Source organism: Salinicoccus carnicancri Crm (assembly GCF_000330705.1).
In the GTDB taxonomy this organism is placed as follows: Bacteria; Bacillota; Bacilli; order Staphylococcales; family Salinicoccaceae; genus Salinicoccus; species Salinicoccus carnicancri.
This window is the reverse complement of sequence record NZ_ANAM01000008.1, coordinates 855699-873136: the sequence shown is the minus strand read 5'-3', so window position 1 is coordinate 873136 and position 17438 is coordinate 855699. Positions and strand designations below refer to the sequence as shown.

Below are 17438 nucleotides of genomic sequence, written 5' to 3'. Positions count from 1 at the left end.
TTTTAATAATATATTTATATAATAATTTTTATATAAAGAAATATTATTTACTTTTGTAGTGTTTTCCCATACACTGGTTATAAGGGAGTGACAATCTATGGGAACTGAGAACAGAAACGAAAAATCAAAGGAACTGGACTTGCTGGGTGTGGGTGAAATCATCAGACTGATGAATGAGGAGACGACGGATGCACTGGAAGCTGTGGAAGCGGAAAAAGATAGTATAGAAAACCTGATCACTGCGATCATTGAACAAAATGCGGGAAGGGTCATATATGCCGGAGCGGGGACGAGCGGCAGGCTTGGTGTTTTGGATGCATCCGAATGTCCGCCGACTTTCAATACGGACCCGGATGAATTCATCGGAATAATAGCCGGTGGTGATAAGGCGCTCAGGTTCGCGATTGAAGGGGCGGAAGATTCCGAAGCTCTCGGTGAATCGGATGTACTGGACCTGGGAGTGGGGCGTGGGGACTGCGTCATCGGCATTGCAGCGAGTGGCCGGACGCCCTATGTCAAAGGGGCGCTCAAGGCAGCCGGGAAGGCGGGCGCCCTGACCGGCAGCATTTCCAATAATAAAGGGAGTGACATATCGGATCTTGCCGATTTTCCGGTGGAAGTGTCTTCCGGCCCTGAGATACTGACGGGATCGACACGTCTGAAGTCAGGGACGGCGCAAAAGCTCGTCCTCAACATGATTTCGACAATCATCAACATCAAAAGGGGAAAGGTTTACGGAAACTACATGGTGGATGTCAATCCGAGCAACTGGAAGCTTGAAAGGCGTGCAATCAATATGATCCGTGAAATAACAGAGACGGATGAACAGACTGCCGCGGATGCCCTGAGTGCATCAGGGCGGCGTGTGAAGACGGCGGTGCTGATGATCATGCTGGATGTGGATAGGGAGCAGGCGGAATCACTGCTGTCAGAGCAGCCGGATATCAGGAAAATATTGACTACAGACAAGGGGTAGATAGTGTGTCTAAAATTTTGGCTTCGCAGTTGCTCGATCTGATGGGCGGCAGAGAGAATATAGCCGGTATATACAATTGCATGACACGTGTGAGGGTGGTGGCTAAAGACCACAGTAAGATCGACATGGACAATATCAAGAATCTTGACGGCGTCAATGGCGTGGTCGATGACGACGAATTCCAGATCATCCTGGGGCCCGGCGCTGCAGAGAAGACACGCAGGGAAATGGAAAAGCAGATAGGGGAGGTTGAAACAGGCGGTTTTGCGCCGAAGAAAAAAGGGGTAAAGTATCTGCTCAAGAAAATAGGCAATATTTTCATACCGCTGATTCCGGCTCTGGTTGCTTCGGGACTGATCAACGGGGCTGTAAATTTTGCGATAAACTCAGGTGTGGACACTGAACTTGCCTGGGTCCAGGTGCTGCAGTTCATCGGGGGAGCATTCTTCACAATCATAGGTGTGCTCGTCGGTTTCAACACGGCAAAGGAATTTGGCGGCACCCCCGCCCTCGGGGCAATCAGCGGTGCACTGATATTCAATCCGGCACTGGATGATATGGAACTTTTCGGTGAATCGCTCGTATCCGGACGCGGAGGTCTGTTTGCAGTGATGATGTCCGCATTCCTCATGGCTATATTGGAGCAGCAGATCAGGAAAGTGGTGCCGAATTCACTCGATCTGATTGTGACATCGACACTCACGGTGTTCATCGTCGGACTCCTGACAGTCATCGGCCTGCAGCCGGTCGGTGCAGTGCTGTCTGAGGGAATCATCGTGTCCATCAACTGGGTGCTTGAAATCGGCGGCATATTTGCAGGGGCAGTACTTGCAGCAACGTTCCTGCCGCTGGTGCTGGTCGGGCTGCATCACGGTCTGACCCCGATCCATCTTGAATTCATACAGGATATCGGATATACACCGATATTCACCATCCTCGGCATGGCCGGGGCCGGACAGGTCGGGGCAGCCGTGGCGATTTTCGTCAAAACAAAATCAAAACGGCTGAAGAATATCATAAAAGGGACGCTTCCGGTCGGCTTTCTTGGCATCGGCGAACCGCTTCTCTACGGCGTGACCCTGCCGCTCGGCAGACCATTTCTGACCGCATGCCTCGGCGCAGCGTTCGGCGGTGCATACCAGGCACTGATGACAACAGGTGCCATCAACATCGGTGTGTCGGGTATCTCGCTCGTCCCGCTTATTGCTGACGGTAAATATATACATTATATCATCGGTCTGATACTCGGATATGCCGGCGGATTCATATTCACTTATATGTTCGGCTTCAAGGAAAAGATGGTCGAAAACCTCGATAAATAATACCCGGGTATGACTGTAAATAAAATTTTTTGAAAATCGGAAGATGACAATTACAATTTGTATATGAGTATGCTAAAGTAAGAAATAAGTATAACAAAATTGTAAAATTGAACGGTTATGCGTTTGTATGGGGTCGGGCCAGAGTACACCGTTCAATTGAATGGGAGTAGATCATGTATTCAGTAACGAAACAAATCCGGGGTCAGATGGATGCCTTCAGCAGAAAAGAGAGATTGATTGCGAAATACATCCTCGAAAACAGTGAGGATTTTCTGACTGCGAGCATCGCCGAAAATGCAGACAGTATAGGGGTAAGTCAGGCAAGCATCACCAAGTTTTCAAAGAAGATCGGGCTGAAAGGCCTGAGGTCACTTAAAGTTGAACTTGCAAAAGAGCATACGAAGTCGGAGCAGGAAGTCTACAGTAAATCATTGTCTCCAAAAGACGATGTCAACGTCACGATGGACAAAGCGCTGAATAATACTGTAAGTGCATTGTACGGGACACACAAAACGGTAAACTATGGTGCGGTCGAGGAAGCGGCCGAGACACTTTCCTCCGCTGATGAAGTCGTACTGTTCGGCATCGGAGCGTCAAGGATTCCAAGTGAGGATCTTTATCTCAAGCTCTCAAGAATCGGCATCAAGTCGGTCGTCCCGTTTGATAACCATGTACTGCTGACAAAGATTCCGGTGCTCAAAGAAGGGTCTGTAGTTGTCCTCTTTTCAACATCGGGCAGGACAAAAGAGATCATCGACATTTTGAAGAAGTGCCGCAGCAAAGGTGTCAAGACCATACTCATCACGCAGTCCATCAGCTCACCGGCGCGAAATATCGCAAGCATCGTCATGAGTACATCACTCGAAGAGAACAATATCCGAATTGGCACGATGACAGCAAGAATTTCACAGCTCTACCTGGTCGATGTGCTTTTCATGAGGACGGCAATCAAATCAGGTGACGATATTTTTGAGAAGATCAATGATACACACGAGGCAGTCCAGGATTATAAGATGGACTAGCCAGATACACAGAAATCCCGGGACTTCGGTTCCGGGATTTCTGTGTTTTGAGGGGGGAGGGGTGCGGATACCGGACACGGCGGAGATCACGGTGTCCGCCAAAGAGGGATACCGGACACGGCGGAGATTGCGGTGTCCGCCAAAGTGGGATACCGGACACGGCGGGAATAGCGGTGTCCGCCAAAGAGGGGGACCGGACACGGCGGAGATCACGGTGTCCGCCAAAGTGGGATACCGGACACGGCGGAGGTTGCGGTGTCCGCCAAAGAGCGATACCGGACACGGCGGAGGTTACGGTGTCCGCCAAAGAGCGATACCGGACACGGCGGAGATCACGGTGTCCACCAAAGTGGGATACCGGACACGGCGGAGGTTGCGGTGTCCGCCAAAGAGCGATACCGGACACGGCGGAGGTTACGGTGTCCGCCAAAGAGCGATACCGGACACGGCGGAGGTTGCGGTGTCCGCCAAAGAGCGATGCCGGACACGGCGGGAATAGCGGTGTCCGCCTAATATAAAAATTAACTACAAAGAAGTCCGGTACCAGAACAGTGTCTGGTGCCGGACTCTCTTTTATTTCCCTGCCTTCAATTCCTTTTCTTCCCTGATGTCCTTTTTGTAATAGTGATCGGACTTGAAGTATTCATTTTTGAGTTCGATTATTTTCGGCGACATCAGTACAATTGCAATTATGTTCGGCAGGAGGATCATGAACAGCATGATGTCGAGGAAGGTCCAGAGTGTAGTGGCCCCTCCGATGGCACCGATTATGATTGAAATGACATACACTGTTTTCATCGCGGTGCCTGCCCACAAACCGAAGAGATACTCTGCCTGTCTTGCGCCGTAGAATACGACGACGGTGATTGTGGAGAATACGAACAGGATCAGGGCGAGGGATACCATCGTGCTGCCTGCGGGTCCGAATGTTTCACCGAAGGCGCGGGCGGTGAGTGCTTCTCTCACACTTCCGTCTGTGGCATCTTCATGCTGCCATACGCCGGAAACGATGACGACAAGCGCTGTGACTGTACAGATGACCAGTGTATCCACGAGGACTTCAATGACGCCCCATAGCGCCTGCCTGACAGGGTGATCTGTCTTGGCTGCGGAATGGGCGATCGGTGATGTACCGAGTCCGGCTTCGTTGCTGTAGATGCCGCGTGCGAATCCCCAGCGTATGGTTTCTGCAAGCACGGCGCCTGCGCCGCCGCCGAGCGCTGCGGTCGGGTTGAATGCTTCTGTGAAGATCAGCGCGAATGCCGCAGGTATCGCCTGCACATTCATCAGTATGACGATGAGTCCGGCAATGATGTATAACAGCGCCATTGCAGGGACGAATATCGAGCTGACTGCGCCGATACGCTTGATGCCGCCGAATACGACAATCCCGACGAAGAATGCAACGACGATACCCGTAACAAGCGGGCTCAGAGCGAATGTGTCCTCAATCGTACTGGCAACCGAATTGCTCTGCACCATGATGCTCGGAATGAGTTCGAGAATCAGGAAGATGGCATACCAGCCGGCGAGTATTTTACCGATCAGCGGCCACTTTATGCCGTTTTTCATATAGTATGTCGGGCCGCCGACATATTCGCCGATCGCATTCTTCTCCCTGTAGTGGGCACCTAGAGTGATTTCACCGAATTTTAGCCCCATGCCGAGTATGGCGATGACCCACATCCAGAATACCGCACCCGGACCGCCGAGCATGATGGCTACAGGTACACCGACGATGTTGGCGGCGCCGATCGTCGAACTGAGGGCTGTGGTCAGCGTCTGGAAAGGGGTGACTGTGCCGTCCCCCCTGGTTTTCCTGCCGATCTGACCGACAGTCTGTTTGAATATGTGAACCGGGTATCTGAACTGGAAAAACTTCAGTTTGACAGTGAGGTATATACTTGTCAGGAGTAAGATGATTACAACCGGATATCCCCAGAGAAAATCTGATACTGCTGTGATAAATTCCATAATAAGTCCCCTTTACGATTTCAGTTGCTGATCCTGTCATGCTTCCCAAAAGAATTCTTTCAATATATTTTCAAGCAGCTCAGGTGTTACTTGGAAGGCGTTTTTCCTATGAAGCCGTTCTGTCAGCTTATGTGCGTCCTTTCCAAACGGACCGATGTTGATGAATGGCACCTGGAGTTTCTGCATCTCCTCGAATGGAACCGTATATGTCCGGTCCCATACCGGCGTATTGTTCCGGTAGGTTTCCCAGCTGTCATCGTGGCTGTCGTACGTTACATAGCTGAGGTCGGATATGCCGTTGAAGTAGTGGACTTCAATCGGGTCGATCGAATGGTGCTCCGCCATATAGCTCTTTGTGTAACCGACGATATCCCTGATCAGGCCATCTTCGGAGGCATTCACTGAAGGATAGTAGGGCGGCGCGAATAAAGTTACGGCAAGCGGGACAAGTTCCTTGCAATGTGTGACCATCCGATTGGCAATCCTCATGGATTTTTCCCGGTCGTCCAAGTCGTCCCGGTCCACATAGATATCGATGATGGCATCCGTCTTCTCAGCCCCGAGTTTTTTCAGTGTGTATTCGTAAAGCTCGCGGTAGCTCATCGTTCTGATCTGCCCGACCGGCCGGGTGTTCTCCCGACGGCAGATCATTTCGTATTGCTCCTGGCATTCCTTCATGGCTTCTTTGGCCAGGAAGTCGTATTTGACGAAAATATCCTCTGCATTCTGCCTCATGGTAAAGACATTATACAGGGAAGCGACATGATGTGACGTCTGGGTGGAATAGTCTTCTTTCAGATCATAGCTTTTCAGTGTCAGGGGCAGCGGTGTCTTCTCACCGTATTCCTCCTCGGAGAAAGCATCCGTGAACTCCATCTTCTGATTGAGAAATGATGCCATATAATAGGCGTTCAAACCACGGAGCGGTTCCCCTGCGTGGGTCTCGATTCCATAGAAGAGTGCCGAAGGCATGATTTTCCCGATGGAGCCTGAGTATATATAGTAGTTTGGATCTTCCGGCCTCTGGGTGAAGCTCGGTTCACTGTTCAGGAAAAGGGATATATCCAGGCCGTGTTTTCTCTTTAATCCATCAAGCTTTTCAACAGCTGTCCGCATACCGGCGGAATCCACTTCCTCATCCGGCACTGTGAGGAGAAGAAGATTGACCGGCCATCTTTCCTGTATTGCCTTTTCAAGCAGGTGGATGTGGAGAGCGAGTCCCATCTTCATGTCCATCGTTCCACGTCCGAAAAGATAGTCGCCGGATTTTATATCTTCCTTCACTTCTTCGGAGAAGTCATTCATCTTTTCCCGGAAGTGCTGGGTCAGTTCACGCGGTGAGAACGCGAACCGGCTTCTGGAACCGAATTCTTTCGTATGTACAGTGTCAAAGTGGCTGATCAGTACAATCGTCCTGTCAGTCTGTCCGGACCTATAGAGCCCTGATAGGGCATTCCGTTCCCTGCCGGCATCATGGAGCTCAAGGAATCCGGGGTTATCCATAAAATAATCCAGCTTGAACAGTTCATCTTTGAGCTTATACGGGAAAAGGACCTCCCCTTCGGTGCCGGTCCTGCTGTCCCATGAAACCAGCTGGCATATAAGGTCCTCCAGTTGACTTTCTGTATTCCAATTCATGATAAAAAATCTCCCCTTTGATGAATCTATCGTTTCTATCCTTGATAATACTGCAGGAAGCGTTTTTCCACGTTGTTCAGATGCACTACCATCTTATCCCTGGATGCGGAAGCATCCTTTCTTTCGATGGCATACACAATTTCACAGTGCTCCTGATAGGCCTCAGCCGCACTCTGCTCCACTGTCCTGGACAGGATCAGGAAAGCCCGGCTGAGGTCGGCATTGAGCTTTTCAACCATTCTCCTGAGCTCGGAATTCATATTTGGAGTTGTCAAAGCCAGGTGGAATTCCTTGTCATGCTTCATGAATTCTGCATAACGGTTGTCATCAATCGCCTTTTTCTGCATTTCCAGATTCCTTTTCAGCCGGCCTATCAGTGTCTCATCCATCTTCGTGATCACTTTTTCCATATTGTACACTTCGAGAAGATTCCTCAGTTCCATGTGTTCAAGAGACATTTCCCTGGTAAATGTAGCCACGACCGCCGGCGCCCCCGTCTTCTGGATGATGAGTCCTTCGGAAGCAAGCCGGGCAAGCGTATCCCTGAAAGGTGTCCGGCTGATGCCCAGCTGTTTCGAATATTTCTCTTCAGGAAGAGGGTCACCGCCTTTCAGTTCTCCAAGCAGTATGGATTCTTTCAGAATCTCATATGCCTGATCTGACAGGCTTGTACTTTTTGGTATTTTCCGCATCATTAAAATCACCTCCGTTCTGTTCAAAAGACGGCAATCATGATTTCTACCGCGCTAAGAAACGCTCCAAATTTCCTGTATACAGTATACATAGAGTGAGTATAAAACTGAAAATTCCAAAAATCAAACGATATACCAAGAGATTCATGGTTAAATCAGATTTATCCCATTTTTCTAATAATTCATTGACGATTGAAAACTGTTACTGTAGTCTTTGGTATACAGTATACATAAAATGCCCCATAAATCGTATAGTAATTCATAATTATTAATATTTATTTATAATTATATTAACATAATAGAAAGGTGTGCTGTAACCTCTTTGTATAAAATATACATATTCTTGAGAAAATGGAGGGCTGGGATCTGATGAAGAAATGTTTGGCACTGACTGTATTTCTGGTTCTGATGATCGTTTTATACGGATGCAGCAATGAAGAGCAGGCCGAGAGCCGGGAATCTGTGACACTGCAGCTGGGACATGCGCTTTCCCCCGGCACTCCGGCTTCCGATAACATTGATGAACTTGCCCGGGTTATTGAGGAGAAGACGGATGGAAGGGTGGCGTTCGAAATATACGGCAACGGACAGCTGGGGTCCGAAACTGAAATGCTGGAACAGATGCAGATCGGCTCCATGCAGGCCGGGGCGATCATGGTGGGTTCCATGCAGTACCTCGACCTGAGGATGGCCATTGAAGACCTGCCCTACATGTGGCAGGATGTGGATCATGCAAGACAGGCGTATAAGGGGGAATTCGGAGACTACCTGGCAGATATAATGGCAGAGGAAGGCATGACCAAGATCGGCTATATGGAGTGGGGAAACCGTCATATTACTAATAATAAAAAGCCGGTTGAAAGGCCTGAAGACCTGGAAGGTATGAAGATCAGGGTGGCTGAAACGGCACTCAGGGTCGACGCCTTCGAACAGCTCGGGGCACTGCCGACTGTGATGGCTTTCAGTGAGGTATACGGTGCACTGCAACAGGGCGCCCTTGATGCCCAGGAAAATCCGCTTGCGAATATAGTGGCTCCGAGACTCTATGAAGTCCAGGATTATCTATCCCTGACCGGCCATTTCTACAACACTGTAATGCTTGCGGTGGATACGGATGCCTGGGAGCAGATTTCAGAAGCGGACAGGCAGATCGTACTGGATGAAACAGAGAAGGCCTCAGATAAAGTGATAGAGGAAAATGATGCAGCTGAAGCGGAATTTCTGGCCGAACTCGAAGAGTACGGGGTACAGATCAACGACAATGTCGATACTGAAGCATTCAGGGAAGAGATGCTGCCCATTTATGAAGAATGGGAACAGGAAGTATTCGGAGAGGAATTAATGGGAATATATAATGATGCATCTGGTTGGGAAGAATGATCATTTTTCCCTTCCTTTTACAATAAGGAGAATCTTACATATGCAATTCACAAAAACGCTTGTCAGCATATTGACATGGCTTTGTATCATCTCCATCACTCTGCTTACGGCGATTGTCCTGCTGCAGGTGATTTCAAGGGTATCGGACATCTTCGTGCCCGGTACAGAAGAGCTGGCCCGGCTGCTGATTGTATGGCTGACGTTTCTTGGCAGCAGTCTCGCAATACATGAAAAGATGCACCTTGCCGTCAATTATTTTGTAAGGAAAGTCGGGAAGGACAAAAGGAAGTACGTCCACCTGTTCGTCAATATACTGCTCGCCCTGTTTTACGGGGTTCTTACTGTGTACGGGTTCAGACTGGCGGCGGATTCCATGTCATCATCGTCGCCGGCACTGCAGCTGCCGATGGGCATTTTCTATCTCGCACTGCCTGTCAGTGGACTGTTCTCCCTTTATTTCATCCTGAGCGGCATGAAGAAATCTCCTACGGAAGATGAAGGAGGGGGAGCGGTATGATGATATTCGGGATACTGGTCGTATTTTTCGGACTGCTGTTTCTGGGGATGCCGATAGGCTATGTCATCGGCATCGTTGCCATAGCGATGCTGCTCATGGGCGGCGTACCGCTTGAGATACTGGTGCAGCGGATGTTTGCCGGCGTCAACAACTTCTCCTATCTGGCACTGCCGCTGTTCATACTTGCTGGAAACATCATGGGCAAAGGGGGACTGACCAGGCGACTGATGGCATTCTCCAGTGCCCTGGTCGGCAGGCTGGCCGGCGGTACGGCGATAACCACCGTCGTGACTACGGCATTATTCGGCGCGGTTTCAGGCTCGACAGTGGCGACAACATACGCTGTGGGCTCGGTGATGGTGCCGAGGCTGCAGGAGGAGAAATACAGCAATTCATTTATCGCCAGTATAATGGGGCCGGCCGGGGTGCTTGGACTGATCATCCCGCCGAGCATTACGATGGTCATACTGGGGATTACAGCGAACATTTCAATCGGCAGCCTGTTTATCGCCGGCGTCATCCCCGGAACACTGCTGACTGCAGCACTCTGCCTCTACGTGGCATTCATGGCTAAAAGAGAAGGTTACGGGGAAATCAGAACAGAGAAGGTGACGGGGAGGGAAATATGGAGAACAGGGCGCGCGGCATTCTTCCCGCTCCTCACTCCGGTATTCATCATCGGCAGTATATTCAGCGGGCTTGCTACGGCAACAGAGGCCGCTGTCATTGCAGTGGCATACGGTCTGGTTCTGGCAATGATCTACAGGGAACTTGATTTCGTGAAATACAGGGATATCATGGTCACTTCGGCCGTGACATCAGCAACCATACTGATCATCATCTCTGCGGCAAATGCATTTACATACGTGCTCACTGTCAACCACATCCCGGCGATGATCACAGATTTCTTCCTTGGATTTGCAAATTCGCCGCTCATGTTCCTGCTGATTGTATCATTGATACTGCTTATACTGGGAACACTCACCGAAGTGACGTCACTGATCATATTGCTCAGTCCGATATTCATGCCGATAGCTACAGAATTCGGCATCGATCCGATCCATTTCGGCATGGTGCTCATCATCAACTTTGCCCTGGCGAACATCACACCGCCGGTCGGGCTCTCCCTGATAGCAGGCTGCAGCATCACCGACAGGAAAATGGGGATAGAGGAAACACTGCCCTATGTACTCCATGTCCTGGCCATCGTGGCCATCATGGTGCTGCTTATCATATTCTTCCCGGCCATTTCCACATTCCTGCCAGGACTGTTCAAATAAGAGGTGTTCGAAATGATACTTAATGTGAAAGAAACAGACAGATACAATGAACTGCATGACGGTGAAGGTGAGGTCACAATCAGCACACTGCTTGATAAGGGAGTGGCCGAAGGGCTGCACCTTTTCGCAGTCGTCACAGTCCCGACAGGTGCCAGCATCGGATACCACCGTCATCAGAATGATTCGGAGGGGTACTACATCCTGTCGGGAGACGCTGAATTCACCGATGCCGACGGCTCGGTAAAGACGGTCGGTGCCGGAGAACTATGCCTGATAACGAAAGGACAGTCACATGGCATCAGGAACACCGGCGATACGGAACTGAAGTTTCTCGCCGTGGTGTTCTGATACGGTCGAAAAAAAACCCTCTCTGTCAGAGAGGGTTTTTCTGCAGACAAAACAATTGTGTTATATTTAGAGTAAATGTCCCGGAGGTATTTATATGTCAGCTGTAAAAAAACTGTATGATGCATATGCTAAAAATGAGCCTTTGAAGCGCGGAGTCATCGGGGTCACTGACCTGGAGGAAGCATACTCGGTCCAGGATGCGGTGCTGGACCTTAAAATAGAGTCGGGAGAGGTGCTGAGCGGCTATAAAATAAGTCTGACGAGCGGGGAAACACAGGATTTGTTCAGGAGTGACCAGCCGCTGTACGGTGCAATGACGGACCGCACGATTCTGGAGAAGGTCTCACTCGAAGACTTCAATATCCCGCTCCTTGAGATGGAACTTGTATTCATCGTGGATGAAATCGTGTTTCCCGAAGACAATGTGGACGATATCATGAGGAAATGCAGGGTGGCGCCGGGGGCTGAAATTCCGGACGGCCGATATGAAGACTGGTTCCCGAACATCGACCTTTATGAAGTCGTTTCTGATGGGGCGGTGAACGGTGCCGTGATTTTCGGCGAACCCCGGAAGTTTGAATATGATGACCTTGATGACATCAGAGGAACGTTGTCACATGACGGCGAAATCATCAAGGAAGGACAGTCCACGGAAGTGCTTGGTCATCCTGCAAAAGCAGTGAAGTGGCTCGCCAGAGCACTGTCCGAAAGGAGCAGAACGCTGAATGCCGGCCTGTTCGTCTCTGCGGGAACCTTCAATATCCCGGTCGAACTTGAAGCGGGTGAATATACCGTGGAATATGAAAATATCGGAAGAGTGGAGTTTGAAGTGACGGAATAGGAATACATTCTGCCCGATTTCAAGGACAATAACAGTGGGGGCATAAAAATAACGCAGACAGTTTAACTGTCTGCGTTATTTTTACTTTTACAGTCTGACGACCCAGCCGAATGGATCTTCCTTTCTGCCATACTGGATGTCTGTCAGGTCGTTGAACAGGTCAAGCGACACTTCGCCGACCTGGTTGTCGTTGACGATATAGTCGATGCCGTGGATGTTCAGCTTGCCGACAGGTGCGATGACTGCCGCTGTCCCTGCACCGAAGACTTCCGTGACCCTGCCGCCATGAATATCTTCCACAAGATCATCGATGTGGATTTTCTCCTCTTTTACCGTATAGCCTTTGTGCTTGGCAAGTTCGATGATGGATTTCCGCGTGATGCCGGGCAGGATGGAACCGTTCAGCTGCGGTGTGATCAGTTCCCCGTCCCTCACGAAGAAGATGTTCATGCTGCCGACTTCCTCGACATATTTCTGCTCGACACCATCCAGCCAGAGTACCTGCTCATAGCCGAGCTCATTTGCCTTCTTCTGTGCAAGCAGGCTGGCTGCATAGTTGCCACTCACTTTGGCGAAACCGACGCCACCGCGGACGGAACGGACGAAATCATCTTCCACATAGATGCTTGTCGGGTTGAGCTGTGTGGCACCGTAGTAGCCGCCGACAGGGGATAGGATGATGTTGAACTGATACGTTTCCGACGGCCTTACACCGAGGAACGGCTCATCGGCGAAAACGAACGGCCGGATATAGAGGGACTGTCCTTCGCCGTCCGGCACCCAGTCACGCTCCACTTTGAGCAGTTCGTACAGGGCATTCAGCGCATTCTCTTCATTGATTTCCGGCATGGACAGGCGGGACAGTGACTCGTTCATCCGCTTGAAGTTCTGATCGGGGCGGAAAAGAAGGATGTCATCCCCCTGTTTGTAGGCTTTCAGGCCTTCGAATACGGACTGGCCGTAATGGATGGCCTGGGCGCTCGGTGACAGCTGCAGGTTCTGGTAGGGGACGATGGAGGCGCCGGACCATCCGTATTCAGGTGTATATCTGTTTGTGAACATGTAATCTGTGAAGACGGTGCCGAATTGTACCGTTGAAACATCCGGTTTGTGCTTAAGTTCATTGGCTCTTTCGATTTGCAGTGTTTGTGACATGGCAATTCCTCCTCGATTATTATCCTAATTGGGTGTTCTCTTTCAGGTTTCTTGATTTTTGTCGGAATGCAGCTCTTGCATAGAGCACGGTTGTTACGACGACGGGAATCATTCCCAGGGTGAGGGAAATTTCATAGTTCATATTCAATGTCTCAGGTGCATAGAAGAAGTAGGCCCCGACTGCTCCAGTCATGAAGATTGCAGGAAGTCCTGAGATGAGATGGAACTTCCCTTCTTTGATGAGATAGGCTGTTGCGACCCAGAGCATTGTAGCGGCAACCATCTGATTGGAGAACCCAAGGTATCTCCATAAGAACATATAATCAATGGTTGCGAGCAGGAATGCAGGGACACCGACGCATATTGTCATGATGAAGAGTTTTGGTCTTGCCCCCACTTTAACATAATCGCCTACAGCTTCGGTCAGAATCATCCTTGATGAGCGGAGCGCAGTATCCCCCGTAGTTATCGGCAGGATGACGGCGCCTAAAAATGCGAGCAGAGCACCGATAGATCCGAGATAGCCGATGGAAATGCTGTCCACGACGCCTGCCGGACCCCCGTTTGCGAGAGCTGTGGCGAGCCCCCCGGTTCCGCCGAAGAAAGTCATGCCGGCAGTGGCCCAGATCAGGGCGAGGACACCTTCTGCAATCATCGCACCGAAGAAGACCTTTCTGCCCTCGGACTCTTTTCTGACGGTCCTCGCAATGATCGGACTCTGTGTTGAGTGGAATCCGGAAATGGCACCGCATGATATGGTAATCATGAGCAGCGGCCAGACAGGCAATTCTTCAGGATGTGCGTTTGAGAGTGTCAGGTTGGGTATCCTGGTTTCTGAGAAGAGCAGACCTGCCAGTACAGCGACGGCCATGATGATAAGAATGGCGCCAAAGACCGGATAGATCTTCCCGATGATCTTATTGATCGGCAGTATTGCAGAGATGACGAAATAACCGAATATGATGATGAGAGCGGCTGCGAATGGAATGGCACCGCCTGTTTTAAGTGCAATCAGTTCAGCCGGACCGGCAGTGAATGCAGCGGCGACCAGGATCATGAGTACCAAAGAAACCACATAGACGAAGACTTTGACACTTTTCCCGAGGTATTTCTCCACCAAGGCGGGGAACTGTGCACCGTTGTTGCGTATGCTCAGCATTCCTGAGAAATAATCGTGTACCGCCCCGGCAAAAATACAGCCAAAAACGATCCAGATGAGTGCGACAGGTCCATATAACGCACCCGCCACCGCACCAAAGACCGGGCCGAGCCCTGCGATGTTAAGCAGCTGGATCAGCCAGCCCTTTACCGGATGCATTGGAATGTAATCAACACCATCTCCGCTCTTATAAGCCGGTGTTCCGTTGCTGTCATCGATGACAAAAATCTTCTCAATAATCTTTCCGTATACCATATAGCCTGCAATGAGCAGTATGATTGCGAAAATAAGTGTTAGCATCCGAATGCCTCCTTTAATTAAAAATTGTTTATATCTTAACAATTTTGAGCGCAGAAATCAATGTATTTTCAGATAATTATGATTATATTTTTGTTGCAAATTATGAATCATGCTCCGGATGGGTGTAAATTCTTTATTGTGATGGAGGGAAAATGATGTTCAGCATGATTGGAAACCGGTGATATATGCTATTATTGAGATGAGAATAACAATAACGGATGTGATTGAGTGGCACTGGCGAGGAAAAAAGTATATGAAGAGATTGCGGATATCATACTGTCTGAAATCAGATCCGGAAAACTGAAACCCGGAGACAAGCTGCCTGCAATTACGAAAATGGCAGAATCGTACCAGGTGTCACAGGCATCCATACGGGAAGCGCTGAACAGTCTGAAAGTACTGGATGTCATACATGTGAAGCACGGACAGGGCTCTTTCATCAATGAGCAGATGCCCTTAGGCTTTGAACAGAACTTCGAAATCATTACAAAGGCGGATATCGCCAATCTTCTGGATCTGAGGAAGATCATAGAAGTGGGCAGTGTGAGGGCGGCGTGTGAAAAAGCTGAAGCGCATCACCATGAAAAAATGGAAGAAGCGCTCGGCAAGATGTGGACTGCAGTGGAAAACAATGAACTCGGTGAACAGGCCGACTACGATTTTCATATGGCAATCGCCGTATCGACCGGCAATCCGCTGCTCGCCAACCTACTCGAAGATGTGTCGGAGACGATGATCCGGACCATGAAGGAAACAAGGCGTATATGGCTGTATGAGACGGAGAAATCCATCCAGAAAATCTATGATGAACACAAGCTCATTCTCGAAGCGATAAAAAATGAAGATGCGGAAGCAGCTGCAAAGTATATGTACGACCATCTAAAGGGTGTTGAGGATGTGCTGCTGGCCAATTATTGAGGGTCCAGAAATCTGGCCCTCTTTAATTTGCCGAAAATATTTGACATTTGGAAAGCGATTACATAGAATGGCTACATGACATTGAGTCATCAGATGACTATATGATTAAAGCGATTGCGTTAAATCAAGGGGGCAGTATTATGCTTATATTTTTAAGTCTTCTACCGATTCTTACCATTTTCTTTTTCCTCGTCATACTCAGATGGTCGGCTAAAAAGGGGATGTTCTACAGTTTCATCATCACAATACTTATTGCGTTCTTCGGCTGGCAGATGGGAGCAGTCGAAATTACAGCAGCTTCCTTCAAAGGAATACTGACTGCGCTCGAGGTGGGGGTTATCGTCTTCGGTGCAGTGCTTCTGCTCAATGTGCTCAAGGAGAGTGGAGCGGTTGATACAATCCGTACATCCTTTACAAGCATATCTCCTGACAGACGCGTACAGGCAATCATCGTTGCATGGCTGTTCGGAACTTTCCTGGAAGGTGCGGCCGGATGGGGGGCACCGGCTACAGTGGTTGGGCCGCTGCTCATCGCTCTCGGATTCCCGGCGCTCGCCGCAGTCATGATTGCACTGATGCTCCAATCGACACCGGTGTCATACGGTGCCGTCGGGACACCGATACTGGTCGGAGTGAATACCAGTCTTGAAAATCAGCCGGTGGTAAACAGCTTTCTGGACGGTGAAGGTATGGAATTGTCTTCCTTCATATTCAATATCGGTGGACAGGTATCCATTTTCCATGCCATGGTCGGCTTATTCATACCCTTGCTCATGTCTGCGATGCTGACAAGGTTTTTTGGCAGAAACCGCAGTTTCTCGGAAGGTTTCAGAATATGGCCGTTTGCGATATTTGCGGGACTGTCGTTCGTCATTCCGTATACGCTGACTGCCAACTTTCTGGGGCCTGAATTCCCTTCGCTCATCGGTGGTCTGGTCGGGCTTATCATCGTCATTCCCCTGGCCAGAAAAGGGTTTCTCATGCCGAAGGAGACGTTTGATTTTGAACCCCGCTCCAGCTGGGACAGTTCATGGGTCAGCGAAATGGCGGCTGAGGCCCGGGCACCGAAGGAGATATCGATGTTCAAGGCATGGCTGCCGTACGTATTGGTTGCGGTCCTTCTGGTCATCACACGCATCGAGCCGCTGGGCCTGAATGCACTGATGTCTTCATGGACCATTTCATTTGATGATATCCTTGGTACAGGAATAGAACACAGTCTGACGCCGCTCATGATTCCGGGTGTCGTATTCATAGTCGTTGCTGTGGTCACGGGATGGATACACAAACTTGATATGAAGGGGATGGGGGATGCGTTTCGGGTGTCCTGGAAGACCATTCTCTCCGCGATGGCGGCACTGATCGTCTCCGTACCGCTTGTGCAGGTGTTCATTAATTCTGGGATAAACGGTGCCGGCTATGATTCGATGCCGATTGTGCTTGCGAACGGTGCAGCAATACTCTTCGGGGACAGCTGGCCGCTGATATCACCGACGATAGGAGGCATGGGTGCCTTTGCTGCAGGAAGCAATACGGTGAGCAATATGATGTTTGGGCTGTTCCAGTTCGGAGTCGCCGAACAGATCAATATGAGTCCGCTTGTAATCGTGGCGCTCCAGGCAGTCGGCGGTGCAGCTGGTAACATGATCTGTGTGCATAATGTTGTCGCTGCGAGTGCGGCAGTCGGTATGGTCGGCAAAGAGGGTACGATAATTACAAAGCTGCTCATTCCGACAGCATTCTATCTTGTGTTTGCCGGTGCCATCGGCTTTGCGTGGGTGAACGGTATCGGTTTCAATATCGGTTTCATCCTCGTCGTCCTCGTACTGGTATCGATTCTGATGATGATTCTGCGCTCATACAGACGGAAAGCTTCGGAGACGGGATGATATGCAGTAACTGATACATGAAAATCT

At 49.8% G+C, this 17438-nt stretch carries 15 protein-coding genes; 10 read left to right on the top strand and 5 right to left on the bottom strand.

The window, feature by feature from the left end; genetic code table 11:
* The first annotated feature begins 97 nt into the window (after window positions 1-97).
* The 3 genes from murQ (at window position 98) to C792_RS0112170 (ending at window position 3320) form a co-directional block, all read left to right on the top strand.
* Complete coding sequence (gene murQ, locus C792_RS0112180; protein ID WP_017549734.1) at window positions 98-976, top strand: N-acetylmuramic acid 6-phosphate etherase; 879 nt, start codon at window positions 98-100, stop codon at window positions 974-976.
* A 5-nt stretch (window positions 977-981) separates the two neighbouring features.
* On the top strand, window positions 982-2298 hold the full coding sequence (locus tag C792_RS0112175; RefSeq protein ID WP_017549733.1) for a PTS transporter subunit EIIC: 1317 nt from the start codon (window positions 982-984) through the stop codon (window positions 2296-2298).
* Between the two features lie 173 nt (window positions 2299-2471).
* Window positions 2472-3320 (top strand): MurR/RpiR family transcriptional regulator, encoded by an 849-nt coding sequence (locus C792_RS0112170; RefSeq protein ID WP_017549732.1) that lies wholly within the window; start codon window positions 2472-2474, stop codon window positions 3318-3320.
* 573 nt (window positions 3321-3893) lie between these two features.
* Here the strand turns inward: C792_RS0112170 and C792_RS0112160 are convergent.
* The 3 genes from C792_RS0112160 to C792_RS0112150 are packed head-to-tail and all read right to left on the bottom strand — an operon-like array spanning window position 3894 to window position 7627.
* Window positions 3894-5294, bottom strand: coding sequence for an alanine/glycine:cation symporter family protein (locus tag C792_RS0112160; protein WP_017549730.1), 1401 nt, complete (start codon window positions 5292-5294; stop codon window positions 3894-3896).
* A 36-nt stretch (window positions 5295-5330) separates the two neighbouring features.
* On the bottom strand, window positions 5331-6932 hold the full coding sequence (locus C792_RS0112155) for a M20/M25/M40 family metallo-hydrolase (RefSeq protein ID WP_017549729.1): 1602 nt from the start codon (window positions 6930-6932) through the stop codon (window positions 5331-5333).
* Between the two features lie 35 nt (window positions 6933-6967).
* Complete coding sequence (locus C792_RS0112150) at window positions 6968-7627, bottom strand: GntR family transcriptional regulator (protein ID WP_017549728.1); 660 nt, start codon at window positions 7625-7627, stop codon at window positions 6968-6970.
* Between the two features lie 366 nt (window positions 7628-7993).
* Here C792_RS0112150 and C792_RS0112145 point away from each other — a divergent pair, with 366 nt between their 5' ends.
* From C792_RS0112145 to C792_RS0112125, 5 genes are all read left to right on the top strand, one after another.
* Window positions 7994-9004: a DctP family TRAP transporter solute-binding subunit gene (locus C792_RS0112145; RefSeq protein ID WP_017549727.1), complete on the top strand. Its 1011-nt coding sequence runs from the start codon at window positions 7994-7996 to the stop codon at window positions 9002-9004.
* A gap of 40 nt (window positions 9005-9044) precedes the next feature.
* Window positions 9045-9521, top strand: coding sequence for a TRAP transporter small permease (locus tag C792_RS0112140; RefSeq protein ID WP_017549726.1), 477 nt, complete (start codon window positions 9045-9047; stop codon window positions 9519-9521).
* Window positions 9518-10801 carry a TRAP transporter large permease gene (locus C792_RS0112135; RefSeq protein WP_017549725.1) on the top strand — a complete coding sequence of 428 codons (1284 nt, stop codon included), beginning with the start codon at window positions 9518-9520 and terminating at the stop codon, window positions 10799-10801. Before C792_RS0112140 ends, C792_RS0112135 begins: the two co-directional genes overlap by 4 nt.
* Window positions 10802-10813: 12 nt before the next feature.
* On the top strand, window positions 10814-11149 hold the full coding sequence (locus C792_RS0112130; protein ID WP_017549724.1) for a cupin domain-containing protein: 336 nt from the start codon (window positions 10814-10816) through the stop codon (window positions 11147-11149).
* Between the two features lie 94 nt (window positions 11150-11243).
* On the top strand, window positions 11244-11990 hold the full coding sequence (locus C792_RS0112125) for a 2-keto-4-pentenoate hydratase (RefSeq protein ID WP_017549723.1): 747 nt from the start codon (window positions 11244-11246) through the stop codon (window positions 11988-11990).
* 87 nt (window positions 11991-12077) lie between these two features.
* Here C792_RS0112125 and C792_RS0112120 read toward each other — a convergent pair whose 3' ends face one another.
* Window positions 12078-13145, bottom strand: coding sequence for a branched-chain amino acid aminotransferase (locus C792_RS0112120; RefSeq protein ID WP_017549722.1), 1068 nt, complete (start codon window positions 13143-13145; stop codon window positions 12078-12080).
* Window positions 13146-13164: 19 nt separating this feature from the next.
* The gene (locus C792_RS0112115; protein ID WP_017549721.1) at window positions 13165-14604 is read right to left on the bottom strand and encodes a carbon starvation CstA family protein; all 1440 of its coding nucleotides are present in this window, start codon (window positions 14602-14604) and stop codon (window positions 13165-13167) included.
* A gap of 228 nt (window positions 14605-14832) precedes the next feature.
* Here C792_RS0112115 and C792_RS0112110 point away from each other — a divergent pair, with 228 nt between their 5' ends.
* Complete coding sequence (locus C792_RS0112110) at window positions 14833-15522, top strand: FadR/GntR family transcriptional regulator (RefSeq protein ID WP_017549720.1); 690 nt, start codon at window positions 14833-14835, stop codon at window positions 15520-15522.
* Between the two features lie 140 nt (window positions 15523-15662).
* Entirely contained in the window at window positions 15663-17411 is a 1749-nt protein-coding gene (locus C792_RS0112105; RefSeq protein ID WP_017549719.1) for an L-lactate permease, read from the top strand.
* Window positions 17412-17438 lie beyond the last annotated feature (27 nt).

Excerpts from the sequence above, each read along its gene's own strand:
- C792_RS0112120 (WP_017549722.1), bottom strand. The coding sequence starts at position 13,145 with ATGTCACAAACACTGCAAATCGAAAGAGCCAATGAACTTAAGCACAAA.
- C792_RS0112160 (WP_017549730.1), bottom strand. The coding sequence starts at position 5,294 with ATGGAATTTATCACAGCAGTATCAGATTTTCTCTGGGGATATCCGGTT.
- C792_RS0112145 (WP_017549727.1), top strand. The coding sequence starts at position 7,994 with ATGAAGAAATGTTTGGCACTGACTGTATTTCTGGTTCTGATGATCGTT.
- C792_RS0112140 (WP_017549726.1), top strand. The coding sequence starts at position 9,045 with ATGCAATTCACAAAAACGCTTGTCAGCATATTGACATGGCTTTGTATC.
- C792_RS0112115 (WP_017549721.1), bottom strand. The coding sequence starts at position 14,604 with ATGCTAACACTTATTTTCGCAATCATACTGCTCATTGCAGGCTATATG.
- C792_RS0112155 (WP_017549729.1), bottom strand. The coding sequence starts at position 6,932 with ATGAATTGGAATACAGAAAGTCAACTGGAGGACCTTATATGCCAGCTG.
- C792_RS0112170 (WP_017549732.1), top strand. The coding sequence starts at position 2,472 with ATGTATTCAGTAACGAAACAAATCCGGGGTCAGATGGATGCCTTCAGC.
- C792_RS0112105 (WP_017549719.1), top strand. The coding sequence starts at position 15,663 with ATGCTTATATTTTTAAGTCTTCTACCGATTCTTACCATTTTCTTTTTC.
- murQ (WP_017549734.1), top strand. The coding sequence starts at position 98 with ATGGGAACTGAGAACAGAAACGAAAAATCAAAGGAACTGGACTTGCTG.
- C792_RS0112135 (WP_017549725.1), top strand. The coding sequence starts at position 9,518 with ATGATGATATTCGGGATACTGGTCGTATTTTTCGGACTGCTGTTTCTG.
- C792_RS0112125 (WP_017549723.1), top strand. The coding sequence starts at position 11,244 with ATGTCAGCTGTAAAAAAACTGTATGATGCATATGCTAAAAATGAGCCT.
- C792_RS0112130 (WP_017549724.1), top strand. The coding sequence starts at position 10,814 with ATGATACTTAATGTGAAAGAAACAGACAGATACAATGAACTGCATGAC.
- C792_RS0112150 (WP_017549728.1), bottom strand. The coding sequence starts at position 7,627 with ATGATGCGGAAAATACCAAAAAGTACAAGCCTGTCAGATCAGGCATAT.